This is a genomic window from Paenibacillus sp. RC67 (genome assembly GCF_030020805.1).
Classification (GTDB): Bacteria; Bacillota; Bacilli; order Paenibacillales; family NBRC-103111; genus Paenibacillus_S.
The window spans coordinates 714182-735523 of the sequence record NZ_CP125098.1 but is presented as its reverse complement, the minus strand read 5'-3'; the positions used below and the strand labels follow the sequence as shown (position 1 = coordinate 735523).

General features: G+C 47.4%; 21 protein-coding genes and 5 tRNA genes. 7 read left to right on the top strand and 19 right to left on the bottom strand.

Annotation, left to right across the window (positions count from 1 at the left end; all coding sequences use genetic code 11):
• Nucleotides 1-47 precede the first annotated feature (47 nt).
• Together QMA13_RS03390 and QMA13_RS03385 are read right to left on the bottom strand one after the other, a co-directional pair.
• Nucleotides 48-686 (bottom strand): YigZ family protein, encoded by a 639-nt coding sequence (locus QMA13_RS03390; protein WP_282939509.1) that lies wholly within the window; start codon nucleotides 684-686, stop codon nucleotides 48-50.
• 125 nt (nucleotides 687-811) lie between these two features.
• Complete coding sequence (locus QMA13_RS03385; protein WP_282939508.1) at nucleotides 812-2167, bottom strand: glucose-6-phosphate isomerase; 1356 nt, start codon at nucleotides 2165-2167, stop codon at nucleotides 812-814.
• Nucleotides 2168-2294: 127 nt separating this feature from the next.
• On the opposite strand from QMA13_RS03385, the gene QMA13_RS03380 reads away from it, so the two are divergent.
• A complete protein-coding gene (locus tag QMA13_RS03380; protein WP_349254193.1) occupies nucleotides 2295-3542 on the top strand; it encodes an NAD(P)-binding domain-containing protein in 1248 nt (415 codons plus the stop codon).
• Between the two features lie 120 nt (nucleotides 3543-3662).
• On the opposite strand, the gene ppnP is transcribed toward QMA13_RS03380, so the two are convergent.
• Both ppnP and tkt read right to left on the bottom strand, forming a co-directional pair.
• Nucleotides 3663-3980: a pyrimidine/purine nucleoside phosphorylase gene (gene ppnP / locus QMA13_RS03370; RefSeq protein ID WP_282939507.1), complete on the bottom strand. Its 318-nt coding sequence runs from the start codon at nucleotides 3978-3980 to the stop codon at nucleotides 3663-3665.
• Nucleotides 3981-4041: 61 nt separating this feature from the next.
• On the bottom strand, nucleotides 4042-6051 hold the full coding sequence (gene tkt / locus QMA13_RS03365; RefSeq protein ID WP_282939506.1) for a transketolase: 2010 nt from the start codon (nucleotides 6049-6051) through the stop codon (nucleotides 4042-4044).
• Nucleotides 6052-6348: 297 nt separating this feature from the next.
• Here tkt and QMA13_RS03360 point away from each other — a divergent pair, with 297 nt between their 5' ends.
• Nucleotides 6349-7455: a GGDEF domain-containing protein gene (locus QMA13_RS03360; protein WP_282939505.1), complete on the top strand. Its 1107-nt coding sequence runs from the start codon at nucleotides 6349-6351 to the stop codon at nucleotides 7453-7455.
• 93 nt (nucleotides 7456-7548) lie between these two features.
• Here QMA13_RS03360 and purU read toward each other — a convergent pair whose 3' ends face one another.
• A complete protein-coding gene (purU, locus tag QMA13_RS03355) occupies nucleotides 7549-8442 on the bottom strand; it encodes a formyltetrahydrofolate deformylase (protein ID WP_282939504.1) in 894 nt (297 codons plus the stop codon).
• 36 nt (nucleotides 8443-8478) lie between these two features.
• Nucleotides 8479-9603: a deoxyribonuclease IV gene (locus tag QMA13_RS03350; RefSeq protein WP_282943233.1), complete on the bottom strand. Its 1125-nt coding sequence runs from the start codon at nucleotides 9601-9603 to the stop codon at nucleotides 8479-8481.
• 120 nt (nucleotides 9604-9723) lie between these two features.
• On the opposite strand from QMA13_RS03350, the gene QMA13_RS03345 reads away from it, so the two are divergent.
• Complete coding sequence (locus tag QMA13_RS03345) at nucleotides 9724-10149, top strand: DUF2621 domain-containing protein (protein WP_282939503.1); 426 nt, start codon at nucleotides 9724-9726, stop codon at nucleotides 10147-10149.
• A 107-nt stretch (nucleotides 10150-10256) separates the two neighbouring features.
• Here QMA13_RS03345 and QMA13_RS03340 read toward each other — a convergent pair whose 3' ends face one another.
• The 6 genes from QMA13_RS03340 to QMA13_RS03315 all read right to left on the bottom strand — a co-directional run bounded on the left by QMA13_RS03340 (nucleotide 10257) and on the right by QMA13_RS03315 (nucleotide 12931).
• Nucleotides 10257-11642: an S-layer homology domain-containing protein gene (locus QMA13_RS03340; RefSeq protein ID WP_282939502.1), complete on the bottom strand. Its 1386-nt coding sequence runs from the start codon at nucleotides 11640-11642 to the stop codon at nucleotides 10257-10259.
• Between the two features lie 130 nt (nucleotides 11643-11772).
• A complete protein-coding gene (locus QMA13_RS03335) occupies nucleotides 11773-11958 on the bottom strand; it encodes a YjfB family protein (protein ID WP_282939501.1) in 186 nt (61 codons plus the stop codon).
• A gap of 71 nt (nucleotides 11959-12029) precedes the next feature.
• Nucleotides 12030-12560 (bottom strand): VanZ family protein, encoded by a 531-nt coding sequence (locus QMA13_RS03330; RefSeq protein ID WP_282939500.1) that lies wholly within the window; start codon nucleotides 12558-12560, stop codon nucleotides 12030-12032.
• Between the two features lie 68 nt (nucleotides 12561-12628).
• Nucleotides 12629-12711 (bottom strand) — tRNA-Leu (locus QMA13_RS03325).
• A gap of 30 nt (nucleotides 12712-12741) precedes the next feature.
• Nucleotides 12742-12814 (bottom strand) — tRNA-Lys (locus QMA13_RS03320).
• Between the two features lie 42 nt (nucleotides 12815-12856).
• Nucleotides 12857-12931 (bottom strand) — tRNA-Glu (locus QMA13_RS03315).
• 142 nt (nucleotides 12932-13073) lie between these two features.
• On the opposite strand from QMA13_RS03315, the gene corA reads away from it, so the two are divergent.
• Entirely contained in the window at nucleotides 13074-14009 is a 936-nt protein-coding gene (gene corA, locus QMA13_RS03310) for a magnesium/cobalt transporter CorA (protein ID WP_282939499.1), read from the top strand.
• A 28-nt stretch (nucleotides 14010-14037) separates the two neighbouring features.
• On the top strand, nucleotides 14038-14709 hold the full coding sequence (locus tag QMA13_RS03305) for a hypothetical protein (RefSeq protein WP_282939498.1): 672 nt from the start codon (nucleotides 14038-14040) through the stop codon (nucleotides 14707-14709).
• Between the two features lie 190 nt (nucleotides 14710-14899).
• On the opposite strand, the gene QMA13_RS03300 is transcribed toward QMA13_RS03305, so the two are convergent.
• From QMA13_RS03300 to QMA13_RS03290, 3 genes are all read right to left on the bottom strand, one after another.
• Nucleotides 14900-14988, bottom strand: a tRNA-Ser gene (locus QMA13_RS03300).
• Nucleotides 14989-14995: 7 nt separating this feature from the next.
• Nucleotides 14996-15071: transfer RNA gene (locus tag QMA13_RS03295), tRNA-Asn, on the bottom strand.
• A gap of 18 nt (nucleotides 15072-15089) precedes the next feature.
• Nucleotides 15090-15563, bottom strand: a complete 474-nt coding sequence (locus tag QMA13_RS03290) for a SprT family protein (protein ID WP_282943232.1) — start codon at nucleotides 15561-15563, stop codon at nucleotides 15090-15092.
• 123 nt (nucleotides 15564-15686) lie between these two features.
• Between QMA13_RS03290 and QMA13_RS03285 the strand changes: the two genes are divergently transcribed.
• Both QMA13_RS03285 and cmpA read left to right on the top strand, forming a co-directional pair.
• Nucleotides 15687-16046 carry a hydrolase/acyltransferase gene (locus QMA13_RS03285; protein WP_282939497.1) on the top strand — a complete coding sequence of 120 codons (360 nt, stop codon included), beginning with the start codon at nucleotides 15687-15689 and terminating at the stop codon, nucleotides 16044-16046.
• 86 nt (nucleotides 16047-16132) lie between these two features.
• Nucleotides 16133-16273 (top strand): cortex morphogenetic protein CmpA, encoded by a 141-nt coding sequence (gene cmpA, locus QMA13_RS03280; protein ID WP_282939496.1) that lies wholly within the window; start codon nucleotides 16133-16135, stop codon nucleotides 16271-16273.
• Nucleotides 16274-16488: 215 nt separating this feature from the next.
• Here cmpA and QMA13_RS03275 read toward each other — a convergent pair whose 3' ends face one another.
• The 4 genes from QMA13_RS03275 to alr form a co-directional block, all read right to left on the bottom strand.
• Nucleotides 16489-18711, bottom strand: coding sequence for a Tex family protein (locus QMA13_RS03275; RefSeq protein ID WP_282943231.1), 2223 nt, complete (start codon nucleotides 18709-18711; stop codon nucleotides 16489-16491).
• A 283-nt stretch (nucleotides 18712-18994) separates the two neighbouring features.
• Nucleotides 18995-19345: a type II toxin-antitoxin system PemK/MazF family toxin gene (locus QMA13_RS03270; RefSeq protein WP_028553083.1), complete on the bottom strand. Its 351-nt coding sequence runs from the start codon at nucleotides 19343-19345 to the stop codon at nucleotides 18995-18997.
• A gap of 3 nt (nucleotides 19346-19348) precedes the next feature.
• Entirely contained in the window at nucleotides 19349-19630 is a 282-nt protein-coding gene (locus QMA13_RS03265) for a CopG family ribbon-helix-helix protein (RefSeq protein ID WP_028553084.1), read from the bottom strand.
• Nucleotides 19631-19876: 246 nt separating this feature from the next.
• A complete protein-coding gene (gene alr / locus QMA13_RS03260) occupies nucleotides 19877-21064 on the bottom strand; it encodes an alanine racemase (protein ID WP_282939494.1) in 1188 nt (395 codons plus the stop codon).
• Nucleotides 21065-21342 lie beyond the last annotated feature (278 nt).

Here is a 21342-nt window from a genome sequence, read left to right as displayed (position 1 = left end):
GCGTTTTTTATGACTCGTTAAGTAGTCGATCTCACTCCACATTCCAATTACGGCTTCTCGGAATGCTCAATATACTTCTCTTCCCCAGCGGTTATCAGACCTTGACCCTGTGTGACGTCTGTCATCCACGCCATAAAACGGTCAGCCTCCTCTGCCAGAGGAAGACAGAGGAGTGTCACTTTGTCCGTGAACAAGGTCTCCCCCATCAGCATCTCACGGTTTCGCAGCTCGTTCTCGACTTTTCCGTGCCATGTGTAGTCGATTTCGATCCGAACTTCGCGATGCAGCACTTTATAGATAGGCTCCGCAGCCGCCAATCCCGCAACCGCTCCATCCGTATAGGCTCTGACAAGCCCACCAGCGCCCAACATAATGCCTCCAAAATAACGTGTGACGACTACGGCTACATTCTTCAAGCCTTGGTTCTTGATGACCTCCAAAATAGGCCTGCCCGCCGTACCACTCGGTTCGCCATCATCGGACTGCTTTTGATATTGGTCGCGGTCACCAACCATATAAGCCGAGCAATTATGTGTAGCCATCGAATGCTCCTTCTTTATGCGCTCGATGAACTGGATCGCTTCCTCCTCCGTCTCTACCGGCATCGCATGACCGATAAAACGGGACTTTTTAATCACAACTTCCGCGACTCCGGCCTGTATGACCGTTTTATAATAGGGCAGCATTATGAATCCCTCACTTTCTTAACCATTGCATGGTCCCTGCTGTATACCATCATATCTAAACTTGGCAAGAAAAAAAAGCAGTGCACCCCCTAAACGATAAGGGCGAACTGCTTTTCTCCACTGCCTTACTTGGTCAATCTTGCTTCAAGCTCTGCTTTTTCTTTCTCATAGCCTGGTTTGCCAAGCAGCGCGAACATATTTTTCTTGTACGCTTCAACGCCTGGTTGATCGAACGGATTAACTCCGAGCAAGTAACCGCTGATTCCGCATGCTTTTTCGAAGAAATATACCATAAAGCCGAACGTATACGCGCTCATATCCGGAAGTGTCACGATCAAGTTAGGCACTCCGCCGTCGGTATGTGCAAGCATGGTACCTTGGAACGCTTTTTTGTTAACAAAATCCATCGTTTTGCCGCTCAAGAAGTTCAAGCCATCCAAATCGTCGGCATCCGTTCCGATCGTGATTTGCTCTTGCACCTCGGCTACTTGAATGACCGTTTCGAACAAAGTACGGTTCCCTTCTTGGATAAACTGTCCCATCGAGTGCAAGTCAGTGGAGAAATCAACCGACGCAGGATAAATTCCTTTGTTGTCTTTTCCTTCGCTCTCCCCGAACAACTGCTTCCACCACTCCGATACGAAGTGTAAAGAAGGCTCGTAGTTCACAAGAATTTCGGTCGTTTTACCTTTGCGATACAAAGCATTACGAACAGCCGCGTATTGGTAGCTTGGATTTTCATGCAAATTCGGGTTAGAGAACTCGACTCTCGCGTCAGCAGCGCCGCGCATCATAGCTTCAATGTCGATACCTGCAGTCGCGATTGGCAGCAAGCCAACTGCTGTAAGCACGGAATAGCGTCCGCCTACATCATCAGGAATTACGAAGGACTCGTACCCTTCTTCAGTAGCCAGCTTCTTCAAAGCGCCTTTAGCTTGGTCGGTCGTTGCGTAAATGCGTTTACGTGCAGCTTCTTTACCGTACTTCTTCTCCAGAAGCTCGCGGAAAATACGGAATGCAATTGCAGGCTCTGTCGTCGTACCCGACTTGGAAATGACGTTAACTGAAATATCCTTGCCTTCGAGCAGCTGCAGCAAATGCGTTACATAAGTGGAGCTGATGTTGTTGCCAACAAAGTATACTTCAGGAGTTTTACGCTTGTCCTTCGGCAGAAGGTTGTAGAACGAGTGAGACAGCATTTCGATAGCTGCTCGCGCGCCCAGATAAGAACCGCCGATACCAATAACAACAAGAGCGTCGGAGTCGGATTGAATTTGCTGAGCTGCTTTTTGAATGCGGGCAAACTCTTCTTTATCGTAATTCGCAGGGAGATCGATCCATCCCAAATAATCGGATCCTGCACCGGATTTGTTATGTAATTGCTCGTGAGCAAGCTTGATTGGCTCGGCGAGATAATCTACTTCATGCTGTTGAATGAAAGATAATGCTTTGCTGTAGTCAAAAGAAAACTTGGCGCTCATTCTATTCATCCTCCTTAGATTTGTCTTTCCATGCTTTAGATTAGAATACTGTACTTCACAAAGGAAAAGCAAGCGATGCATTCACACCGATATAGGTAAATGCTACAATATAAACAGAGGTGATTCGATGAAAAGGATAGGATTTATCGGATTAGGAACTATGGGAAAGCCCATGGCTGCCAATCTTTTAACAAAAGGCTACGACGTAGTCGTGTACAACCGAACCTCAGAGAAAACCGCTGAGCTCGCAGCACTTGGAGCGCAAACGGCGGCAACGCCGTCCGAAGCTGCTCAAGGTGTCGATGTCGTCGTTCTTATGCTGAGCAACGATGTAGTTGTACTGGATGCCGTCCTTGGCGATCAAGGTGTCATTCACGGTGTTACCGCCGGCCAAACCGTCATTGACTGCAGTACGGTATCTCCTGATACCAGCAAACGAATTGCAGCGGAGTTTCTCGGCCGAGCTGTCGATTTTCTCGACGCTCCCGTTACAGGAAGCAAGCCTGCCGCGGAAAGCGGTACGCTCGTCTTCATGATCGGCGGAGAACCAACGGTTCTGGAACGCCAGCGCCCTATATTTGAAGCTATGGGCTCCAAAATCGTCTACATGGGGCCGACCGGCTCCGGCTCTTATGCCAAGCTCGCGCACAATACGATGGTCGGCATTAACGCGCTTGGCCTTGTCGAAGGCTTGTCCATCGTGACGAAGGCAGGCTTGGATGCAGAGCAGTTTTTGCAAATCGTATATGCAGGCAGCGGCAACAGCAAGCAGGCTGAGCTCAAGGGCGGCAAAATCGTGAACCGCGACTTCAGCAACCAGTTCTCGCTCCAGTTGATGCTTAAGGATCTGCTGCTGGCTACCGATGTGACCAACCGCTTCCAGATGCCGTCACCGATGCTCAAAGCCGCGGCAGGCATTTTCCAGATGGGCCTAAGCAAGGGACTAGGCGAAGCCGACTTGTGCTCCGTCGCCCAAGTCTACGAAGAATGGATGCATATGCAGATCAGCAAGACCGCTTCCGTCGTGGAAGAACGCCGTAGAACCAACAGACTGCAGCTGAACATCCCTCTTCATTTATCGGTCCATCAATGGGAGCAGGAAGGCGCCTTTACCGGTCAAACCATCCCTGGGGTTCTATATGACTTGTCCGAGAACGGATTGCAGCTCATTTCCCAATTCCCGCTGGCAGAAGACATGTTTATCGTCATTCACTTCCCTAAGGAAGCCGAGCTGCCTCCTGTAACAGGAAGAGTTATCCGTATCGAGAGCGACAATAACGGTTCGTTCCGTTACGGCTGCTTACTTTCCGGACTAGCTCCTTATGACAGAATCCAGCTGGAAGCATATATCGCACACCATTTGGAGCAGCAATAACGACTACCTAACAACCATTAGGCCTCTTATAAAAAAATACCCTGCTGCTTTGCATTCTCCATGGAGGTTGCTTGCCGGCAGGGTATTCTTCATTCCTTCATCCGCTCTTAAGCTATCGGACTACTCTGCAATGTAGGAGCAGCAGTAGTCTGTAGGCGTTTTTACCTGCAGCTTGAACTTCGAATTCGCAGGAACGGTGAATTCCCCAGTACCGTCAATATGAAGCCATTCGCTTGTGCCAGGAAGCAGCACTTCCAGCTCACCGGCTTGGATCTCCATAATTTCCTTAGCATCGGTTCCGAATTCATACTCTCCAGGAAGCATAATGCCCAGCGTCTTCTTAGTTCCATCCGCGAACAGTACAGTACGGCTTGTTACTTTGCCATCGAAGTAAAAGTTCGCTTTTTTCAATACGGTCACTTGCTCAAATTGGGACATGGTTCGCTTTTCTCCTTTGGAAGGGAGACCGGACTGTATCAGCCCGGCCTTCTAGTATGATTTATTTCAACAGCTGCTTCACGCGGGCAACAACGTTTTCCACGGTAAAGCCGTATTCTTTAATGACAACTGGTCCTGGAGCGGAAGCGCCGAAACGGTCGATACCAAGAACGCTGCCTTGATCGCCAACATAACGATCCCAGCCGAAGGAATGACCCATCTCAACAGCGAGACGTGCTTTAACATCCGGCAAAATAACGGAATCCTTGTACTCTTGGGACTGTTTATCGAACAGCTCCCAGCTTGGCATGCTGATGACGCGAACTTGTACGCCTTCTTCTGCCAATTGTTTTTGAGCAGCTACTGCCAGCTGTACTTCTGTACCTGTAGCAATGATTTGCGCTTGTGGCTTGCCGTTAGCAGCATCAGACAGAACGTAAGCACCACGGCTCAAGCTAGCATTGGCTTGCTCAGTGCCATCCAGCTTAGGAGCTGCTTGACGGGAGAAGATCAAGGCAACAGGGCCTTTTTTGTTCTCAACCGCATAGCGCCAAGCTGCTGCTGTCTCGTCGCCATCTGCTGGACGAATAACAGTAACACCAGGAATAACGCGCAAAGCTGCCAACTGCTCGATCGGCTCATGAGTAGGGCCGTCTTCGCCGACACCAATACTGTCATGAGTAAATACATAGATAGCAGGAACATTCATGATGGATGCCAAGCGGATAGCCGGACGCAAGTAATCGGAGAAGACGAAGAACGTACCGCCGAATACTTTAAGACCGCCGTGAAGCAGCATACCGTTCACAGCAGCGCCCATACCGAACTCACGCACACCGTAGTAAATGTTTTGTCCGCTGTAATCTTTCGCCGTCATCACGCCAAGATCTTTCATGTGCGTCATGGTCGAGGACTCCAAGTCCGCGGAACCGCCCACGAGAGATTTTACGTTCTTAGCGATAGCGTTCAGCACGATACCGGAAGCTGTACGAGTTCCTTTTTCCGCAGGAGCGGCAGCAGGAATATCTTTATCCCAGCCTTCAGGAAGGTCGCCGTTAACAGCTGTTTCGAATTGCTTAGCAAGCTCAGGATATGCCTTAGCATACTCAGCGAACATTTGCTGCCATGCAGCGTTGGTTTCAATACCTTTTTGCTTTACAGCAGCAAAGTGTGAGCGTACCTCTTCAGGCACGTAGAAGTGTTGATCCTCTGGCCAGCCGTAAGCTTTTTTGGTCAAAGCTACTTCGTCTACGCCAAGCGGAGAACCGTGAGGACCTACATGACCACCTTTACCCGCTTTGTTCGGGCTACCGAAACCGATGACGGTTTTTACTTCGATAAGTGTAGGACGCTCGTCGTTTTGAGCTTCTTGGATCGCTTTTTCAATAGCATTCAGATCGTTGCCGTCTTGTACGAAGAGCACCTGCCAGCCATAACCTTCAAAGCGTTTCTTTGCACTCTCGGAGAAGGACAAGTTCAACTCGCCGTCCAAAGAGATATCGTTGGAATCATACAATACAACCAATTTGCCAAGCTTCATATGTCCTGCAAGGGAAGCTGCCTCGGAAGAAATACCTTCCATCAAGTCTCCATCGCCGCAAATGACATACGTATAGTGGTCAATCACATTGAATTTATCTTTATTGTAAACCGAAGCCAGATGAGCTTCAGCAATTGCCATCCCTACACCCATACCAAAGCCTTGTCCCAAAGGACCCGTTGTAGCATCAACACCTGCAGTATGTCCTACTTCAGGATGTCCAGGAGTTTTGCTGCCCCACATACGGAACTGTTTCAGCTCTTCCATTGGAAGATCGTATCCGCTCAGGTGAAGCAAGCTGTACAACAGCATGGAACCATGACCAGCCGACAGAACGAAACGGTCGCGGTTAATCCAAGTCGGATTGTCCGGATTGTGGTTCATCGTTTTTGCAAAAAGCTCATAACCCATAGGCGCTGCGCCCATCGGCATTCCCGGATGCCCTGATTTTGCTTTCTCAATGGCATCGATGGCTAAGGTACGGATGGTGTCAATCGACAATTGCTCGATTGCTTTATTCAATACTGTCATGAAAAAAACCTCCTACTTATTTTAGTGAAAGCGGTAATTCCGGACACTACTCGACATAAACATCGAAATGTACGGAATTTTACGCCATTGTTAACGTGTGCATTATCAATTGCACGGAAACTCACTTGCACCATTTTACCATTGTCCGTTTCGGTTTGCCAGCTTAAACCTAATTTAAACATAAAAATTTCATACGGAAAATATCACCTGCACCGAGAGGAATTTGTTTCATTCTGGCGAATATGTAGTATTCGTGGATGAATGAATCCTGTTTACTTGGAGTGGTAGAAGTCAATTATGAACCTGTTACTGGAGCTGGCTAAGACACGTCAAACCTATCGAAAGATGCTGAATTTATACTGGATTACTATTATTTTAACCGTTTCCCTGGAATACTTGATTCACCGTTTAGAAGCTGCAACCGGAGGAGCGTCTATCCTCAGCTCGTTAGTCCTTCAAGCTCTCGGCTTGGCAGCTGTGACCGGTACATCGGAAATGCTCTACAGGTATCGTAAAATACAAAGTGATGATTTAATGATTATTACCGGAATCATCTTCGCCTCTTCGATCATCTATCTGAACCCTAACATCGGCATCGTACCTGCAATTTATATTTTTCCCATCCTAACATCTGTACTCTCCTTCAACAAGAAGCGCATTTTGGTAGCCCTTTCTCTGATTCTCATCTGCTTTGCTGCGATGTACCTCATAACTCCTGAGCTGCGTATAGCCATGAAGCCTATTCATATTATCGGTACCTTGTTTTTGTACATCGGCGTTACCATCATTGCCTTGAACATCTCCATTAGCGGGATTGAACTGCTGAACAATCTGAAGAATGCCACCGAAACGAAGCAGGAGCTGCTCGTTAAGACGATCATTATGGACAAGCTTTCAAAGATGGATGCCTTGACCGATCTTTACAACCACAAGACGTTCCACGAGTATCTGGAAAAATTGATCGAGCAGCACGAACGGAATCACCTCTCGCTTCAGCTTGCCATCCTGGATATCGATAACTTCAAAAAAATTAACGATACCTACGGCCACTGGGTTGGCGATATTATGCTGCAGCGGGTAGCCAACATCATTAAAGATACTGTTACACCGAACGACTTTGTTGCACGCTACGGTGGCGAAGAATTCGCCGTCATCTTCACTGAGAAAACGATTGAGCAATCGTTTCGCATCGTTGAGCAAATCCGGCATAAGCTTTCGATTACACTCCACCCCGAGCTCGATTCGCAGGCGGTCACTTTAAGCATCGGTCTTCACAATTACATCAAAGGGGACGGCAAGGAGGCGCTGTTCAAAGGAGCCGATGCATCGCTCTACTCCGCCAAGCGTACCGGTAAGAACAAGACCATAATCCAGGCGCTTATCGGCGATCATAAGGGAGCCTGACGGCAACAGCCAACTTATAAATATTCATACCCAATCAAAAGAGACTGAACCTCGTCTACAAGACAAGCTCAGTCTCTTTCTTTGGGTCTGCAGTTAGTTAAACACGACCGTTTTGTTGCCGTGAACGATAACCCGGTCCTCAACATGCCAGGATACAGCACGAGCCAGCACGGTACGTTCGATATGGCGTCCTATTCGCTTCAGGTCATCGACATTGTGGCGATGGCTCACCCGTTGTACGTCCTGCTCAATGATTGGCCCTCCGTCCAGCTCTTCCGTTACATAGTGCGCAGTAGCACCAATGATTTTCACCCCGCGGTTATAGGCTTGCGCATAAGGCTTGCCGCCGACGAAAGCCGGAAGGAACGAATGGTGAATATTAATGATCCGGTTTGGGAAATGCTCGATAAACTTAGGTGTAATGATCTGCATATACCGAGCCAACACTACCGCATCGACCTTGCCCACAACAAGCTCCAGCTGTTGGCGCTCGGCCTCCGCCTTCGTTGCTGCCGTTACTGGAATATGATAGTAAGGAATATCGAACGATTCAACCAGGCTGCGCATATCGTCGTGATTGCTGATGACCATAGCGATGTCCGCCTCAAGATCTCCTGCCTGCCACTGCCACAGCAGCTCCAGCAAGGCATGATCCTCCTTCGATACGAACACAGCAAGGCGCTTCTTGCGACTGGCGCGATTCATGCTCCATTTCATCTGGAATTGCTCCGCTACAGCAGCGAAATCCGTCTTGAGTTGCTCTCTGCGCTCATCCAGGTTATCCAGATCAAATTCAATCCGGATGAAGAACATGCCGCCCTCCGGATCCATCGTATATTGATCAGATTGTACAATATTAGCTCCCTGTTCATACAAAAAACGGGAAACCGCTGCGACAATCCCCGGCTGGTCCGGGCAGGAAACTAGCATTCTGGCGCGGTTTTTCAAATCGTCCCGCTGTGCTTTCGGCAATACATTCGGTGTCATAACCCTAACTACTCCTTCGTCATTTCAAAATTTCCATTACAATTGAAATACTTTTTGACCTGCAAACCATGCTGTTAAGCGCTGGTTAATTTGTTCTTCCGAAAGCTCAGGCAATACGCGATGCTCGGCAATGAGATCGTACAGACGCTCCATGGGCTCGCGGCCGTCTTCTTTTTTGGCTTTGGCATCCGTTTTCAGTACATCCCATACGCGCAGCACATAATCACGGTGATTGACATCCTGCTTGCTGAAGAAATGCGCCAAACGCTCAACATCCTCCAGGAAGTTAGAGCCGAACCGCTGCTCCACCGTACCGCTGAGAAGGGCAATTTCCGCTTCGTACATTGGACGCTGAAGCTTGTCCTCTTTACCAATCCACGGGGTTTCCAGAATTAGCGGCAAATGGGTCAGCTTTTCATGGTGGACTACATTGTTCATAGCCTCGAACCCGATCCAGCCCGCTCCAACCGGTGCGTGACGGTCTTTGCTCGCCCCTTTCGGATTTTTACTATCGTTCAAGTGAACGACCCCAATCCGATCAAGTCCTACCACTTTGTCAAAATGCTCCAGCACGCCGTCCAAATCATTCACAATATCGTAGCCTGCATCATGAATGTGGCAGGTGTCCAGACATACGGATAATCTACCATTATCCTCTACCTTATCAATGATAGCTGCCAGCTCTTCAAAGCTGCGGCCCATTTCCGTTCCTTTACCGGCCATCGTCTCCAAAGCGATATTCACGCTCGTATCCTTGACTCCGGCTAATACCTCGTTCAATCCTTCCGAGATTCGAGCAAGGCCGTATTCAGCATCCTTGTCTGTATAAGCGCCCGGATGAAGAACAATTTGCTTCACGCCCAAATAATCCGTACGGCGAATCTCTTCTTGTAGAAAACGAACGGCCAGCTCATACGTATCATCTTTATAAGAGCCTAAATTAATAATATAAGGGGCATGTACGATAATCTCTCCGATGCCATGCTTGTCCATAAGGGCTTTGCCTTCTTCAATATATTGCGATTCAATCGGCTTACGGCGCGTATTTTGCGGCGCACCCGTGTATATCATGAAAGTAGACGACCCGTAAGAGATAGCTTCTTCTGCCGCGTTCAGCAGCCCTTTATCTGAAAACGATACGTGAGAACCGATTTTTACCATCGTATTGCTCATCTCCTTTTTTTTGCACTCACTCTATTTTACTAGTATTGACTCTTGTCCACAAGGCTACTTTTGGATATCGCCAAAGTAAGGTATAATAAGGATGAGGTGACAATAATCATGAATTCGGGTTTTATGTACTTTATCATCTTTTGGGTTTTTGTGCTGCTCTTCTTCATGTCGATAGGCGGCTATTTTATGTTCCGCAAATTTTTGAAGGTGCTGCCTAAGGCGGATGGCATGTCCAAGCTCGATTGGCAAAACCATTATGTCGAGTCGTCCCGCCATTTATGGACCGATGAAGCCAAAACCTTTCTAGATATGCTTGTCGATCCCGTGCCGGCGCCGTTCCGCGATATTGCCCGCCACTCCATTGCCGCCAAAATCGGTGAAGTCGCTTTGGAAGCTAAAGTAGACCGCATTACGCAGGACATTTGTCTCCGCGGCTATATTCTGGCAACTCCCAAACGCGATTATAAAAGCTTGGCCAGTTATCTTGATAAGCAGCAAATCGATTACAGTGCATTTAAGCATCTACTTCAGTAAATATGGCAAAAGGCTTCCCACCCTTGGATGGAGGAAGCCTTTTTTTTCTTTTCCACACCTCTAAACACGGTCGATCATCTGCGAAAGGACCTCTATAGAGGTTTTCCTCATTTTTTCTTACCGGGCTTAGCCGGCTCTGGCTTTTCCTTATCCAGCTTCACCGTTAAGGTGACCGGAGTCCCTGCAACCTTCAAGGGGTTCGGTTTAAGCTGGGTCGTGCGGAAGCCTACCAGCTTGATTCCGTCTACGGAGATGGTCTTTGGAAGCTCCTTCTGCGTCAAGTGGGCAATTTGTCCATCTAAAATGACATATAGATCCACTTCATCGTCCGTTTTCATATCGACGGTCAAATATCGATTATCTTTAGGCAAAATAGCCGCTTCGATTTCGCCGTTCTTCAGGTTTTTATTCAGCACGCCTTTATCGTCGAAGTAGTCGCGAACATTGACGATAGAGTCATTCGACCAGCTTCCCGAGTTATTCCCGCCGATAATGGAGCTGCCAGTGTCCCAATCCGGATACAAGCTCGAAGTATCGGGGTTATAAATCCCGGATCCTGTAGAGCCACTTCCGGTTCCACTCGTGCCACCCGAGCCTGCCCCTTCCAATTGAATTGTGGAATAGTCTCCCAACCAATAATTTTTGCTCAAATAATTATAAATTCGATTCAAAATGGTTACCGCTTCAGCACGGGTCACCTTATCCATCGGGCGGAAATATCCGAGCTCATTGCCCGTCATAATACCGGAAACCTGCAAACTTGCCAGGCTGCTGGCTTGGGCATTGGAGAACGCATCACTGCCGAAGGTGCAGTCGCTCTTTCCAGTTCCCATGAACAGAATTGGCAGCACGCTGTTCGTTTGCAATAATGCAGTACCGGATGCGTCAAGTCGACCATCCGATTTCGCCGCATCATCATATTTCACTTTATCCTCGAACATTTTTATCGGGATATCTTTATATTCGGAAACAACAGAACACACATCATTCGGGCTCATGCGCCGGTCAATCATCCTAGTGTCGAAAAACGAGTACAGCATATCGGCCAATTGCAGCCGAGTAAGCTGGGCGTCAGGACGAAAGGTTAGCTCCCCCATATTGGATAGTCCGTATACCCCCCAATTGAATGACTGGTTATACATTTCCGAAATCGGCTTGTAGGCCCAGTGCTGTGAGGATACGTCGGCAAACCCGTCAATCTTTTGTAAGCCTGTAGCATATAAATTCGGCCGGTACTTATCGAATAACCGGTAAATCATCGTTGTCCATTCGGCTTTGCTGATCGTTTGGCTCGGTCTGAACGTCCCGTCCGGATAGCCGGTCAGAACCTGCTTTTGTGCCATCAAATAAATGGAGTTGATAGCCCAGCCGTTATTTTGCGCGTTGACATCACTGAATTGAACCTCGGCTTTCGCTGGCAGCGCGGGCAATGCAAGCCCTATGACCGTCAGCCATAACAACCATGTGTAGCGGATACCTCGTTTCTTTTTCATTGCATACCCTCCAATCCTCTTCCTTCTTATATCGGTTTTTCGCACATTTTTTGTTAATCTCTTGATCAAGAAAAAGACGACTCTCCTTGAGCCGCCGTTCTCATTCCTGCTGATCTACTATAAATAATAATTAAATTTTCAAATCCAAGCTTTGTCCCAAATAAGGGTGCTGAGCCGCTGTCATGCCTTGCAGCAGCATATTGACTTGATCCGTCTGCGCATCGGTTGCTTTTTTCAACACGGCAATATCAACGGACTGCTGCAGCGCGTTAGCGCTAATGGCAGTTGAAGCCGAGCTGATGCTGTTTACATCCATTTTGCGGGCTCCTTTCTTTTCCTAAGATAGAGAAGCGTCCCTGTATATATCGGATGCAGAATGCATTTTCTTTAATGCGCCTTGCGCTTGCGCAAAAACAGCTTTACAACAGCTATGACGAGCACTGCAAGCACGACGCCGATTGTGTCCACCATGACGTCGATCGCATGGCCGGTACGGCCTAGAACGAACGATTGATGCCATTCATCGGAAGCTGCGTACAGAATGGAGAAGATGCCGCCTATTGCTAGGGAGGCTCCCGTCTTGATTGGCTTGGACAGCAAAGTCATCACGACCAGAAAGCAAAGGATTGCATATTCCGTTATATGACCGCCTTTGCGGATGAAAAATTCAATAAAATCATAAGGCTTCGTCCATGTGACCAACCCACCGTCATAATAAAACTCTATGTGGGGCATCCAACGGGACAGAGAGTCTAACGGGAGCCATTCGGCAAGGAGCGGTCGAATATCCTGCTCTGCATAGGTTTGGGCGGATTTGACAAATATAAGCACGATCCAAAAGCAGCTGAGTATCAGCCATACAATAAATTTCCAACGCTTTGCGACACTTATATGAATCACTCCTATCAGCAAAATCATAGTGAATAGGCATTTGGAGGTAATAAAAAAATCCCTTGCTGCCAAGGGATTATGTCTGTTTAGATGAATGCGGTTGAGAGGACTCGAACCTCCACGAGCGTACGCCCACCACCCCCTCAAGATGGCGTGTCTGCCATTCCACCACAACCGCAAGTTAAAAAATAATGAGGGATATAAAACATGAGCCATGAAGGACTCGAACCTTCGACACCCTGATTAAAAGTCAGGTGCTCTACCAACTGAGCTAATGGCTCTTATCAAGGCATGCTTTTCAATTCGATTACCTTCGAAATGAGTGGTGACCCGTAGGGGATTCGAACCCCTGTTACCTCCGTGAAAGGGAGGTGTCTTAACCCCTTGACCAACGGGCCTCGTTGTGTGTAATCATGCTGCCTTTTTGACGACAAAAGTTATTATATCCGAATGTATTGTAATTGACAAGCCCTTTTTTAAAATAATATTTTCGTCTTGGAAACCATTGTATGATATGCTTTGAACAATGAGGTGAACGTAATGATGATCGTGCGTAATCCGGACACAGATCAAGTGACCGAAGAAAATATCCGGCCTCCTTACACCCAAGAAACCGTCTGGATTCACTTGCCTAATCCCGAGCCTGCAGAAGTTAAGCGGGTCGTTCAGGACATGTTTCACTGCCATCCTCTTGTTGTGGAAGATTGCATCAAGCTGAATCAGCGTCCCAAGATGGACCGGTATAAGGATCACATTTTCCTGACCTTTTTTGCTATTGTCGATAAAAGACTGACTCCAGTGGAAATCGGGATTATCATAGGCTCTAACTACATCATTACGATTTGCAAAAAACAACTTCAACTATTCGAGGTGCTGAGACAACAATTACTAGCTGTAAAAGAACGAACGGATCATCCAGGTTACATCCTGCATCGTTTGCTCGACCTTTGCGTGGATGATTACACCGAAATAACGAATCATATTGAAGATCAAGTGGATCATATGGAGCGCAATCTTTTCGTGAATCCCTATCTCAAGGTATCTCACGAAATCTTCCATCTTAAACGATCCATGCACAAGTTTCGCCGTATTGTTCTCGATGAGAAAACGATTGTAGGCTCCATCAGCCACCATACATTTCCGTACACGCGTCAGGAAACCGATGTTTACTTCATTGATATTTATGATCATATTTCGCGTGTCCTCGATTCCCTAGAAATATTCAGAGAATCGTTCACCGCCCTGCTGGAGCTTCAGGTGAACATGAAGACGGACCGCATGAACCAGATCATAAAGACATTAACAATCATCAGCTCCATCTTTTTGCCCCTGACGTTCATCGCCGGAGTCTATGGCATGAATTTCAAAAATATCCCTGAGCTAAGCTGGGATTGGGGTTACGCCTATGCGTGGGGAGTGATGATTGGAGTCAGCTTGCTCTTATGGCTTATTTTTAAGTGGAAAAAATGGATTTAGATTCAAAACATCCAGGAGACAGGTGATAGTGTTGCAAACGTTTCTCTACTTCCTGCTGGGTTTTCTGGACGTTATAGCCATTCTTGCGCTCATATTCAAAACGTTCCGGTGGCCCTTCTGGGAATATTGGCCCCAATTGACGATCATCGGGTCGGTCTTATCGATAGCATCTTATTTAAACCGGATGGTGCTGGATATTCCAAGCTATGATCTGGCCATTCAATTCAGTTTATGCATTCTATTATTGAGGTTTCTGGTTAAAGTCAGATTCGTCCATGCGATAGACGTCTCAGCTATTGGATATCTTGCCTTTAACGGAATACTGATTCTCGTCTATTTCGGCCTGCTGCATTCGGGACTCGTTACCACTGACGATGCGCAGCAGCCTGCCAACTGGGGGACATTTATTATTCAGTTGTCCTGCGAGTTAGCTTCCTATACCACTGCTTATCTGTTGTATCGCTTTCATTACGGTTTTTCCTTTATTATGCGACCTCCTCACAACCTGTACCTTAACCGTAATGTATCAGGCTTTAAAAAGATAAAGACGATAGTCAACACAATCGGGATACTAACCGTTTTTGTCTCCGTGTATTGGGTTCTGAATTACCAAGAATCCCTGTCTATTTTATTACTCATCATCATCATGTCACTAGCCATACTCGTTTATTTATCTTACAAGAGAGATCTTCAGGACTAATACATACTTGTTATTGTTAGAGCATCACAAATGCTGTGTACATAATTCAGTAAGAGAGACGGCCTGCTGGTTGACCTGGGGCTGGCCTCCCCTCGATCCACATTTCCCTCCCGTACCAAGGATGGAAAGTCACAAAATAAATGCTGTTAAATAAAAAAGAACCGTCCTCACGGACGGCCCTTTTATTGTACGGAGAGAGAGGGATTCGAACCCTCGCACCACTTACGCAGTCTAACCCCTTAGCAGAGGGTCCCCTTATAGCCACTTGGGTATCTCTCCAAAGCTTTGGCTCCCCGAACAGGACTCGAACCTGTGACAACTCGATTAACAGTCGAGTGCTCTACCAACTGAGCTATCAGGGAATAACAATTTTTAATTTATCATGAATTTTGCTTTAAGTCAAGCATATGCAGCTTCAATTTCCCCCTACAATTTCCACAGGCATATTTACGCGGGTCCAGCTTTCTTTTGCGCAAATATTCCGTCTTGCACACGGTACATACAAGTTTATATCGATAAGGCTCACGGCGTTTGACCGTTGGCAAAGATCGGCAAAACCTTGTCCCACCAACCTGCTTCAGTAACGACTTAAAATCCGCATCCCGGTGCTGGTAGCCTCTTTTCAACAGATGAAGATGATAATGGCACAATTCGTGCTTGATAATTTTTTCTACGTCTTCCATGCCGAATTGCTCAAGCTGATGCGAGCTGATCTCAATATCATGCGTCTTGGTAAAATAACGGCCTCCCGTCGAGGTCAACCTGCGATTAAACCGCGCCTTGTGAAGAAACGGACGTCCAAAGGAGTCCAAAGATATTTGCTCCACCCATTGCTGCAGCTGCTGGTCATCCACTGTGCCCACCCACGTTTCTTTCGGATTCTCACTTGAATTGTAACCGCATCATAGGCTACACTGTCAAGTAGATAGTTTATCATCGGATATAACGAGCAGCAAGCACGAGAGGAGTCCCTATTCATGTCCAAAATGAAATACGCCATCCTGCAGTTGGGCACCAAAATCGAATTTGTCGAGTTGCCCGCTTCGCACTTGTATCAATTAACAGCATTAAATCTTCGTCTTCATAAAGAATTGGAGAAACTGACCGCATCTAACGTCCCCTCTCTTCCCAAGGTCATTGCCGAGTGCGACGGTCTGGATATAGTCAATCTCGAGTATAAGCTGCATCATGGGTTGGACTACATTAATCAACTGGAGCAGGCTTTCTCTTCTATTAATGAGCAAGCTTATCCGCTAGTTTCCTTGTTGACCGAGATTCGTGCGCTTCAAGCTCAATTGGAGCAATGGTACGAGGACGAGGAAGAACTCGCGAATTAGGACCTGCACCCATCTGCCCACCTAACCATATGCTATACCGAGAGCATGAAGGTGCATAACGGAAGGGCGGGAAGGGGCTGATTCATTTGCCACAATGGCTTTGCAATCAACTAATGCGAGCATTCTATAACAAAAACCGCAGGCAAATCAGGTTGCTGAACGATTGCTGGTTTTTCTATCGAACGCGAAGAAGCGACTCGGAGGAATCCTCATCTTCACAACTTTAATAAAACTCATATCTAGAAAAAAAATAGAGCAATAGCACGGAGAATCGTCTCCGACTATGCTCTATTTTTCTGTACCTATAATCAAGAGGCCAGATTCATATCAACGTTAGGATTGAACCTCTATTAGATACCATACCTCTGATGCACATCTTTAGATAACCGCAACAGGCAGCTCGACCTGTAAACTTTCCGTTCAAGCTCTCGCTTTGTACGTCTTACTGCTTTTTCATAGTCAAGCTGACTCTGCCTTTTTTCAAATCAACACTTAATACCCAGACGGTTACGGTATCCCCTACGGATACCACATCCATCGGGTGCTTCACAAAGGAATCGCTCAATTGAGAAATGTGGACAAGCCCATCATTTTTAATCCCAATATCGACAAAAGCTCCGAAGTCGATCACGTTGCGCACTGTGCCTTGAAGCTCCATTCCTGGCGCCAAATCCTCAATCTGTAATACATCTGTACGGAAAATCAGCGCAGGCAGCTCGTCGCGGGGATCGCGTCCAGGGCGCTGCAGGCTGTCCAGAATATCGCGCAGCGTCGGTACCCCTACGCCAAGCTTAACTGCCAGCTCTGCTGGCTCTACGTGCTGCAGCATATCCTTGAGCTCCTGAGAGCCCAGCTGGGACAGCTTCAGCTTAAGCTCGCCAAACAGCTTGTCCACCACGTCGTAGGACTCAGGATGGATCGGTGTGTTGTCCAGCGGGTTTTTTCCCTCGCTGATGCGCAGAAATCCGGCGCATTGCTCATAAGCCTTAGCTCCAAGACGTGGCACCTTCTGAAGCTGAGTCCGGCTGATGAACTTACCGTTATCTTCACGGTATTTCACGATATTTTTGGCCAGCGTGCTGTTAATCCCCGATACATACGAGAGCAGTGAAGGTGAAGCTGTGTTCACGTCCACACCGACATGGTTTACGGCAGATTCAACAACAAAGGTTAAGCTTTCGTCCAGTCTCTTTTGCGTCACATCATGCTGGTATTGGCCTACACCGATCGCCTTTGGCTCGATTTTAACGAGCTCCGCCAGCGGGTCCTGTAAACGACGTGCAATCGAAATCGCACTACGTTCCGCTACATCAAGATCTGGGAATTCAGTCTGCGCCAGCTTGGAGGCGGAATACACACTGGCTCCCGCTTCGTTGACGATCAAATATTGCAATCGACGTTCCTTAATCTCTCCAATCAATTCCGCTACAAACTGCTCTGTCTCCCGTGACGCCGTACCGTTGCCGATAACGATCAGCTCTACCCCATAGGATTCAATTAGCTTACGAAACTTTGCTTTCGCCTCAGCTACTTTATTATTAGGAGGCGTCGGATAGGTAACGGCGATTTCGAGCATTTTGCCTGTGTCATCCACTACGGCTAGCTTACAGCCTGTCCGATAAGCCGGGTCAACGCCAAGCACTACTTTTCCTTTGATCGGAGCTTGGAGCAGCAAGTTCCGCAAGTTTTCGGCGAACACTTCGATGGCTTTTTCTTCCGCTTTCTCCGTCATTTCATTCCGAACCTCACGGTCTATAGAAGGAGCTAGCAATCGCTTGTAAGCATCCTCTACAACAGCCTGCAGCGTGTCCTTAACTACGGATGGACCCTTGATCATCTGACGGCCAATATAATCGTGGATACGGTCGGTCTGAACCTCCAGCGACACCTTCAGCACATCTTCCCGCTCACCGCGGTTAATTGCCAGAATCCGGTGCGGAGGCAGCCTGCGAACCGGCTCCTGATAGCTGTAATACATTTCATATACAGATTCCTGCTCGGAATCCTTCGCTTCGGTCCTTACAATCCCTTGATCATATGTATACTGGCGTACCCATGCGCGTATTTTGGCATCGTCCGCAATCTGTTCCGCGATGATATCCATCGCGCCCTGAATAGCCTCGTCCGATGTTTTAACGCCCTTCTCTTCGTTTATGTATTTACCCGCTTCCGCATGCAAATCACCCTGACGCGGTTGAGCCAGCATCCAGGTCGCTAACGGTTCCAGCCCTTTCTCCTTCGCTACGCTTGCCCGAGTTTTTCGCTTCTGGCGGTAGGGGCGGTACAAATCCTCCAGCTCCTGCAGCTTAACGGATTTTTCGATGGCGAGCTTCAGCTCATCCGTCAGCTTGTCCTGCTCAGCAATAAGTCGAATGACTTCCAGCTTTCTGGACTCCAGATTGCGCAGATAAGCCAATCTTTCTTCAATGTCTCGCAGCTGATTTTCATCAAGCTCCCCTGTCATCTCTTTGCGATAACGTGCAATAAAAGGAATCGTATTGCCTTCATCCAGCAATCCGACCGTAACTCGAACCTTGGCCGCAGCCAACTGCAGCTCACCTGCAATTTGTTTCAAAATACGTTCTTGAATTGCCGCTTTCACCTCTTCGTTAAGCTCGGTTCCTGCTTTGTTATCCTCTAACTGAAGCACTTCATCTTTCGACATCGACATCTACTCCAAGTCCTCCTCCGACTGTTCCCACTAGTAAGGCTGCTTGGGTCCTAAATGGGCCCCAGCTTATCATCAAATAATTGCACATAAGAAAACCTCTATTGAGGCGACTTTAAAGATGAGCTACCGTCATTATGGGTGCATTTTTGTGAAAAAAGGAATATTCTGCGCATCAACAACAGGGTAATTGCTTTAATGAAAATTACTCTTCCTATCTGGTAAAATTAAAAAACGAGGGATCCCCCACGCGGTCCCTCGCTTCAATCCCATGAATGCGTTAAAACTCAATCAGTCCCACGCTTACCTGCAATGCATCATCCACTTTACGCATCGTCTCTTCATCAAGGTGAGTAATTTTATCTGTCAGACGCTGCTTATCAATCGTGCGGATTTGCTCCAGCAAAATGACAGAATCTCTGTCAAATCCATGAGATTCCGCGTCGATTTCTACGTGTGTAGGCAGCTTAGCCTTTTGAATTTGGGCCGTAATCGCCGCTACGATCACCGTAGGACTGAAGCGATTCCCAATATCATTTTGAATAATGAGCACGGGACGGATACCGCCCTGCTCGGAACCAACGACCGGTGATAGATCTGCGAAAAATACATCGCCTCGTTTAACAATCAATAGTTACACCCCGCTTACTAAACGGTCAAGAGTGTTATCCGCTTCTTCCTCCGCCTGAAATGCCTCTGAAGCCATGTGTAAGTTGATCTTCGCCATCTCCATATAACCGCGCTGCATAGATTCCCTCAGGTGACGTTTCTTCCGTTCCACCAAATACAGCTTCATCGCTTGACGAATAAATTCGCTGCGATTCGAGTTTTCCTTCTCCACAATACCGTCTACTTCCTGCAGCAAATAGTCCGGCAAGCTGATCATAATTCGTTTAGTGTTCTGCGCATTGGACACCAAGCATGCACCCCCAAAAACAATACAAGCAATATTACCATTATGGCGAATATACAGCAAAATTATACAAGATGAGTATATGCCAGAGGTATAGCAAATATGTTATACCTCTCCTGTTGACTACACTATAGAGTTCCAAGTCATAAGAATCCACAGAAGTATGTATTATACATATTCGCGGCCAAACCCGAAATTCCTCTACTTTCCCTCTAATTAAATGGTTGGAAAATGTTACACTATTCGCCTTTACTGGCGAGCGTTCCAACCTTGACGCATCAGTGGATTGACCGTAGATACAACCACACCGTCACGAATGTACACACGGGGCACACGGTGAGAAATCATGCAAATAACCTCGTAATTGACCGTACCGAGCCACTCGGCGTGATCTTCCGCCGTAATCTTCCCTTCCCCTTGAGTACCCAGAATAACGACGTCTTCGCCTTTCTGAAAATCCTCAAGCCCAGTTACATTCATCATGCACTGGTCCATACATATACGGCCTACGATCGGTTTGCGCTCCCCTCTAACCAGCGCTTGTGCTTTGCCGGTCAGCATTCTGGAGAATCCATCAGCGTATCCGATCGGAAGAGTCGCAATCGTTTCATTCCCCTGGGTACGATAGATCGTCCCATAGCTTATACCTGAGTCCGCAGGGAGCGTTTTTACCATTACCACCCCAGTTTTAATACTGAGCACAGGCTCTAGATCAATAACCTGATGATTCACTTCCTCCGATGGATACAACCCATACATACTGATACCAAGACGCACCATGTTATGGGTTAAGTCCGGAGAATCGATCGCTGCTGCGCTATTCCCTGCATGGACATAGGTAAACTCCGTGCCTTTGTCGGCAAAATACTTTACAATCCGGTCAAAACGGCGATACTGCTCCAGCGTGTACGTTTTGTCCTCTTCATCCGCACAAGCGTAATGTGTGAACAGCCCCTCGACGTGAAGTCCCGGTATTTCAAGCGCCCGCTCAATGAACGAAATGGCTTCCGTTTCTGTAGTAAGCCCTAACCGATTCATCCCGGAGTCAATCTTCACATGGATTTTAAGCGGTTTTTCCCTAGCCTGCAGTCGTTCAAATGCTTCCAGCACCTCATAGCTATACATATTGACCGTAATGTCATATTCCCATGCCATCTCCAAGCCCTCAGGAGGCGTGTAGCCCAACACCAGAATCGGTGCCGTTATTCCCGCCTGCCGCAGTTCCAAACCTTCATCCAAAAAAGCCACCGCAATATATTCGACACCGCACTGCAGTGCCTCCCGGCTGACCTCTACGGCTCCGTGCCCGTAAGCATCCGCTTTGACCACAGCCATCATCTTCACATGGGCAGGCAGCACTCGGCGGAATCCTAGCAAATTGCTCCGTAGTGCATCTAACGAAATCTCCACCCTTGTAGGCCGGTAAAACGAATCCATAAGTCCACCTTCTTCTGCGAAAATCAAGGGAAGCTCCCTTTAGCAGGGAACTTCCCCCTTGTCGTTTTCCATGTTTCATTCAATAAACCTATGGTAATCCGATCTACAACAGGTGTCAATGAACAAAATATTGAACAGCCAGATATCAGGAAAACGTTAGTTTTTGGTAATTCGAAGGTGTTAATACGCGTTTTTCTTGCTTATTTGCCTTAAATATTGGAAGAAGTTCATTATTTAAATCGTTCCTCAAGCTCCATTCAACATCAATATAGGAGAAA

Excerpts from the sequence above, each read along its gene's own strand:
- QMA13_RS03390 (WP_282939509.1), bottom strand. The coding sequence starts at position 686 with ATGCTGCCCTATTATAAAACGGTCATACAGGCCGGAGTCGCGGAAGTT.
- QMA13_RS03385 (WP_282939508.1), bottom strand. The coding sequence starts at position 2,167 with ATGAGCGCCAAGTTTTCTTTTGACTACAGCAAAGCATTATCTTTCATT.
- QMA13_RS03380 (WP_349254193.1), top strand. The coding sequence starts at position 2,295 with ATGAAAAGGATAGGATTTATCGGATTAGGAACTATGGGAAAGCCCATG.
- ppnP (WP_282939507.1), bottom strand. The coding sequence starts at position 3,980 with ATGTCCCAATTTGAGCAAGTGACCGTATTGAAAAAAGCGAACTTTTAC.
- tkt (WP_282939506.1), bottom strand. The coding sequence starts at position 6,051 with ATGACAGTATTGAATAAAGCAATCGAGCAATTGTCGATTGACACCATC.
- QMA13_RS03360 (WP_282939505.1), top strand. The coding sequence starts at position 6,349 with ATGAACCTGTTACTGGAGCTGGCTAAGACACGTCAAACCTATCGAAAG.
- purU (WP_282939504.1), bottom strand. The coding sequence starts at position 8,442 with ATGACACCGAATGTATTGCCGAAAGCACAGCGGGACGATTTGAAAAAC.
- QMA13_RS03350 (WP_282943233.1), bottom strand. The coding sequence starts at position 9,603 with ATGGTAAAAATCGGTTCTCACGTATCGTTTTCAGATAAAGGGCTGCTG.
- QMA13_RS03345 (WP_282939503.1), top strand. The coding sequence starts at position 9,724 with ATGAATTCGGGTTTTATGTACTTTATCATCTTTTGGGTTTTTGTGCTG.
- QMA13_RS03340 (WP_282939502.1), bottom strand. The coding sequence starts at position 11,642 with ATGAAAAAGAAACGAGGTATCCGCTACACATGGTTGTTATGGCTGACG.
- QMA13_RS03335 (WP_282939501.1), bottom strand. The coding sequence starts at position 11,958 with ATGGATGTAAACAGCATCAGCTCGGCTTCAACTGCCATTAGCGCTAAC.
- QMA13_RS03330 (WP_282939500.1), bottom strand. The coding sequence starts at position 12,560 with ATGATTTTGCTGATAGGAGTGATTCATATAAGTGTCGCAAAGCGTTGG.
- corA (WP_282939499.1), top strand. The coding sequence starts at position 13,074 with ATGATGATCGTGCGTAATCCGGACACAGATCAAGTGACCGAAGAAAAT.
- QMA13_RS03285 (WP_282939497.1), top strand. The coding sequence starts at position 15,687 with ATGTCCAAAATGAAATACGCCATCCTGCAGTTGGGCACCAAAATCGAA.
- QMA13_RS03275 (WP_282943231.1), bottom strand. The coding sequence starts at position 18,711 with ATGTCGAAAGATGAAGTGCTTCAGTTAGAGGATAACAAAGCAGGAACC.
- alr (WP_282939494.1), bottom strand. The coding sequence starts at position 21,064 with ATGGATTCGTTTTACCGGCCTACAAGGGTGGAGATTTCGTTAGATGCA.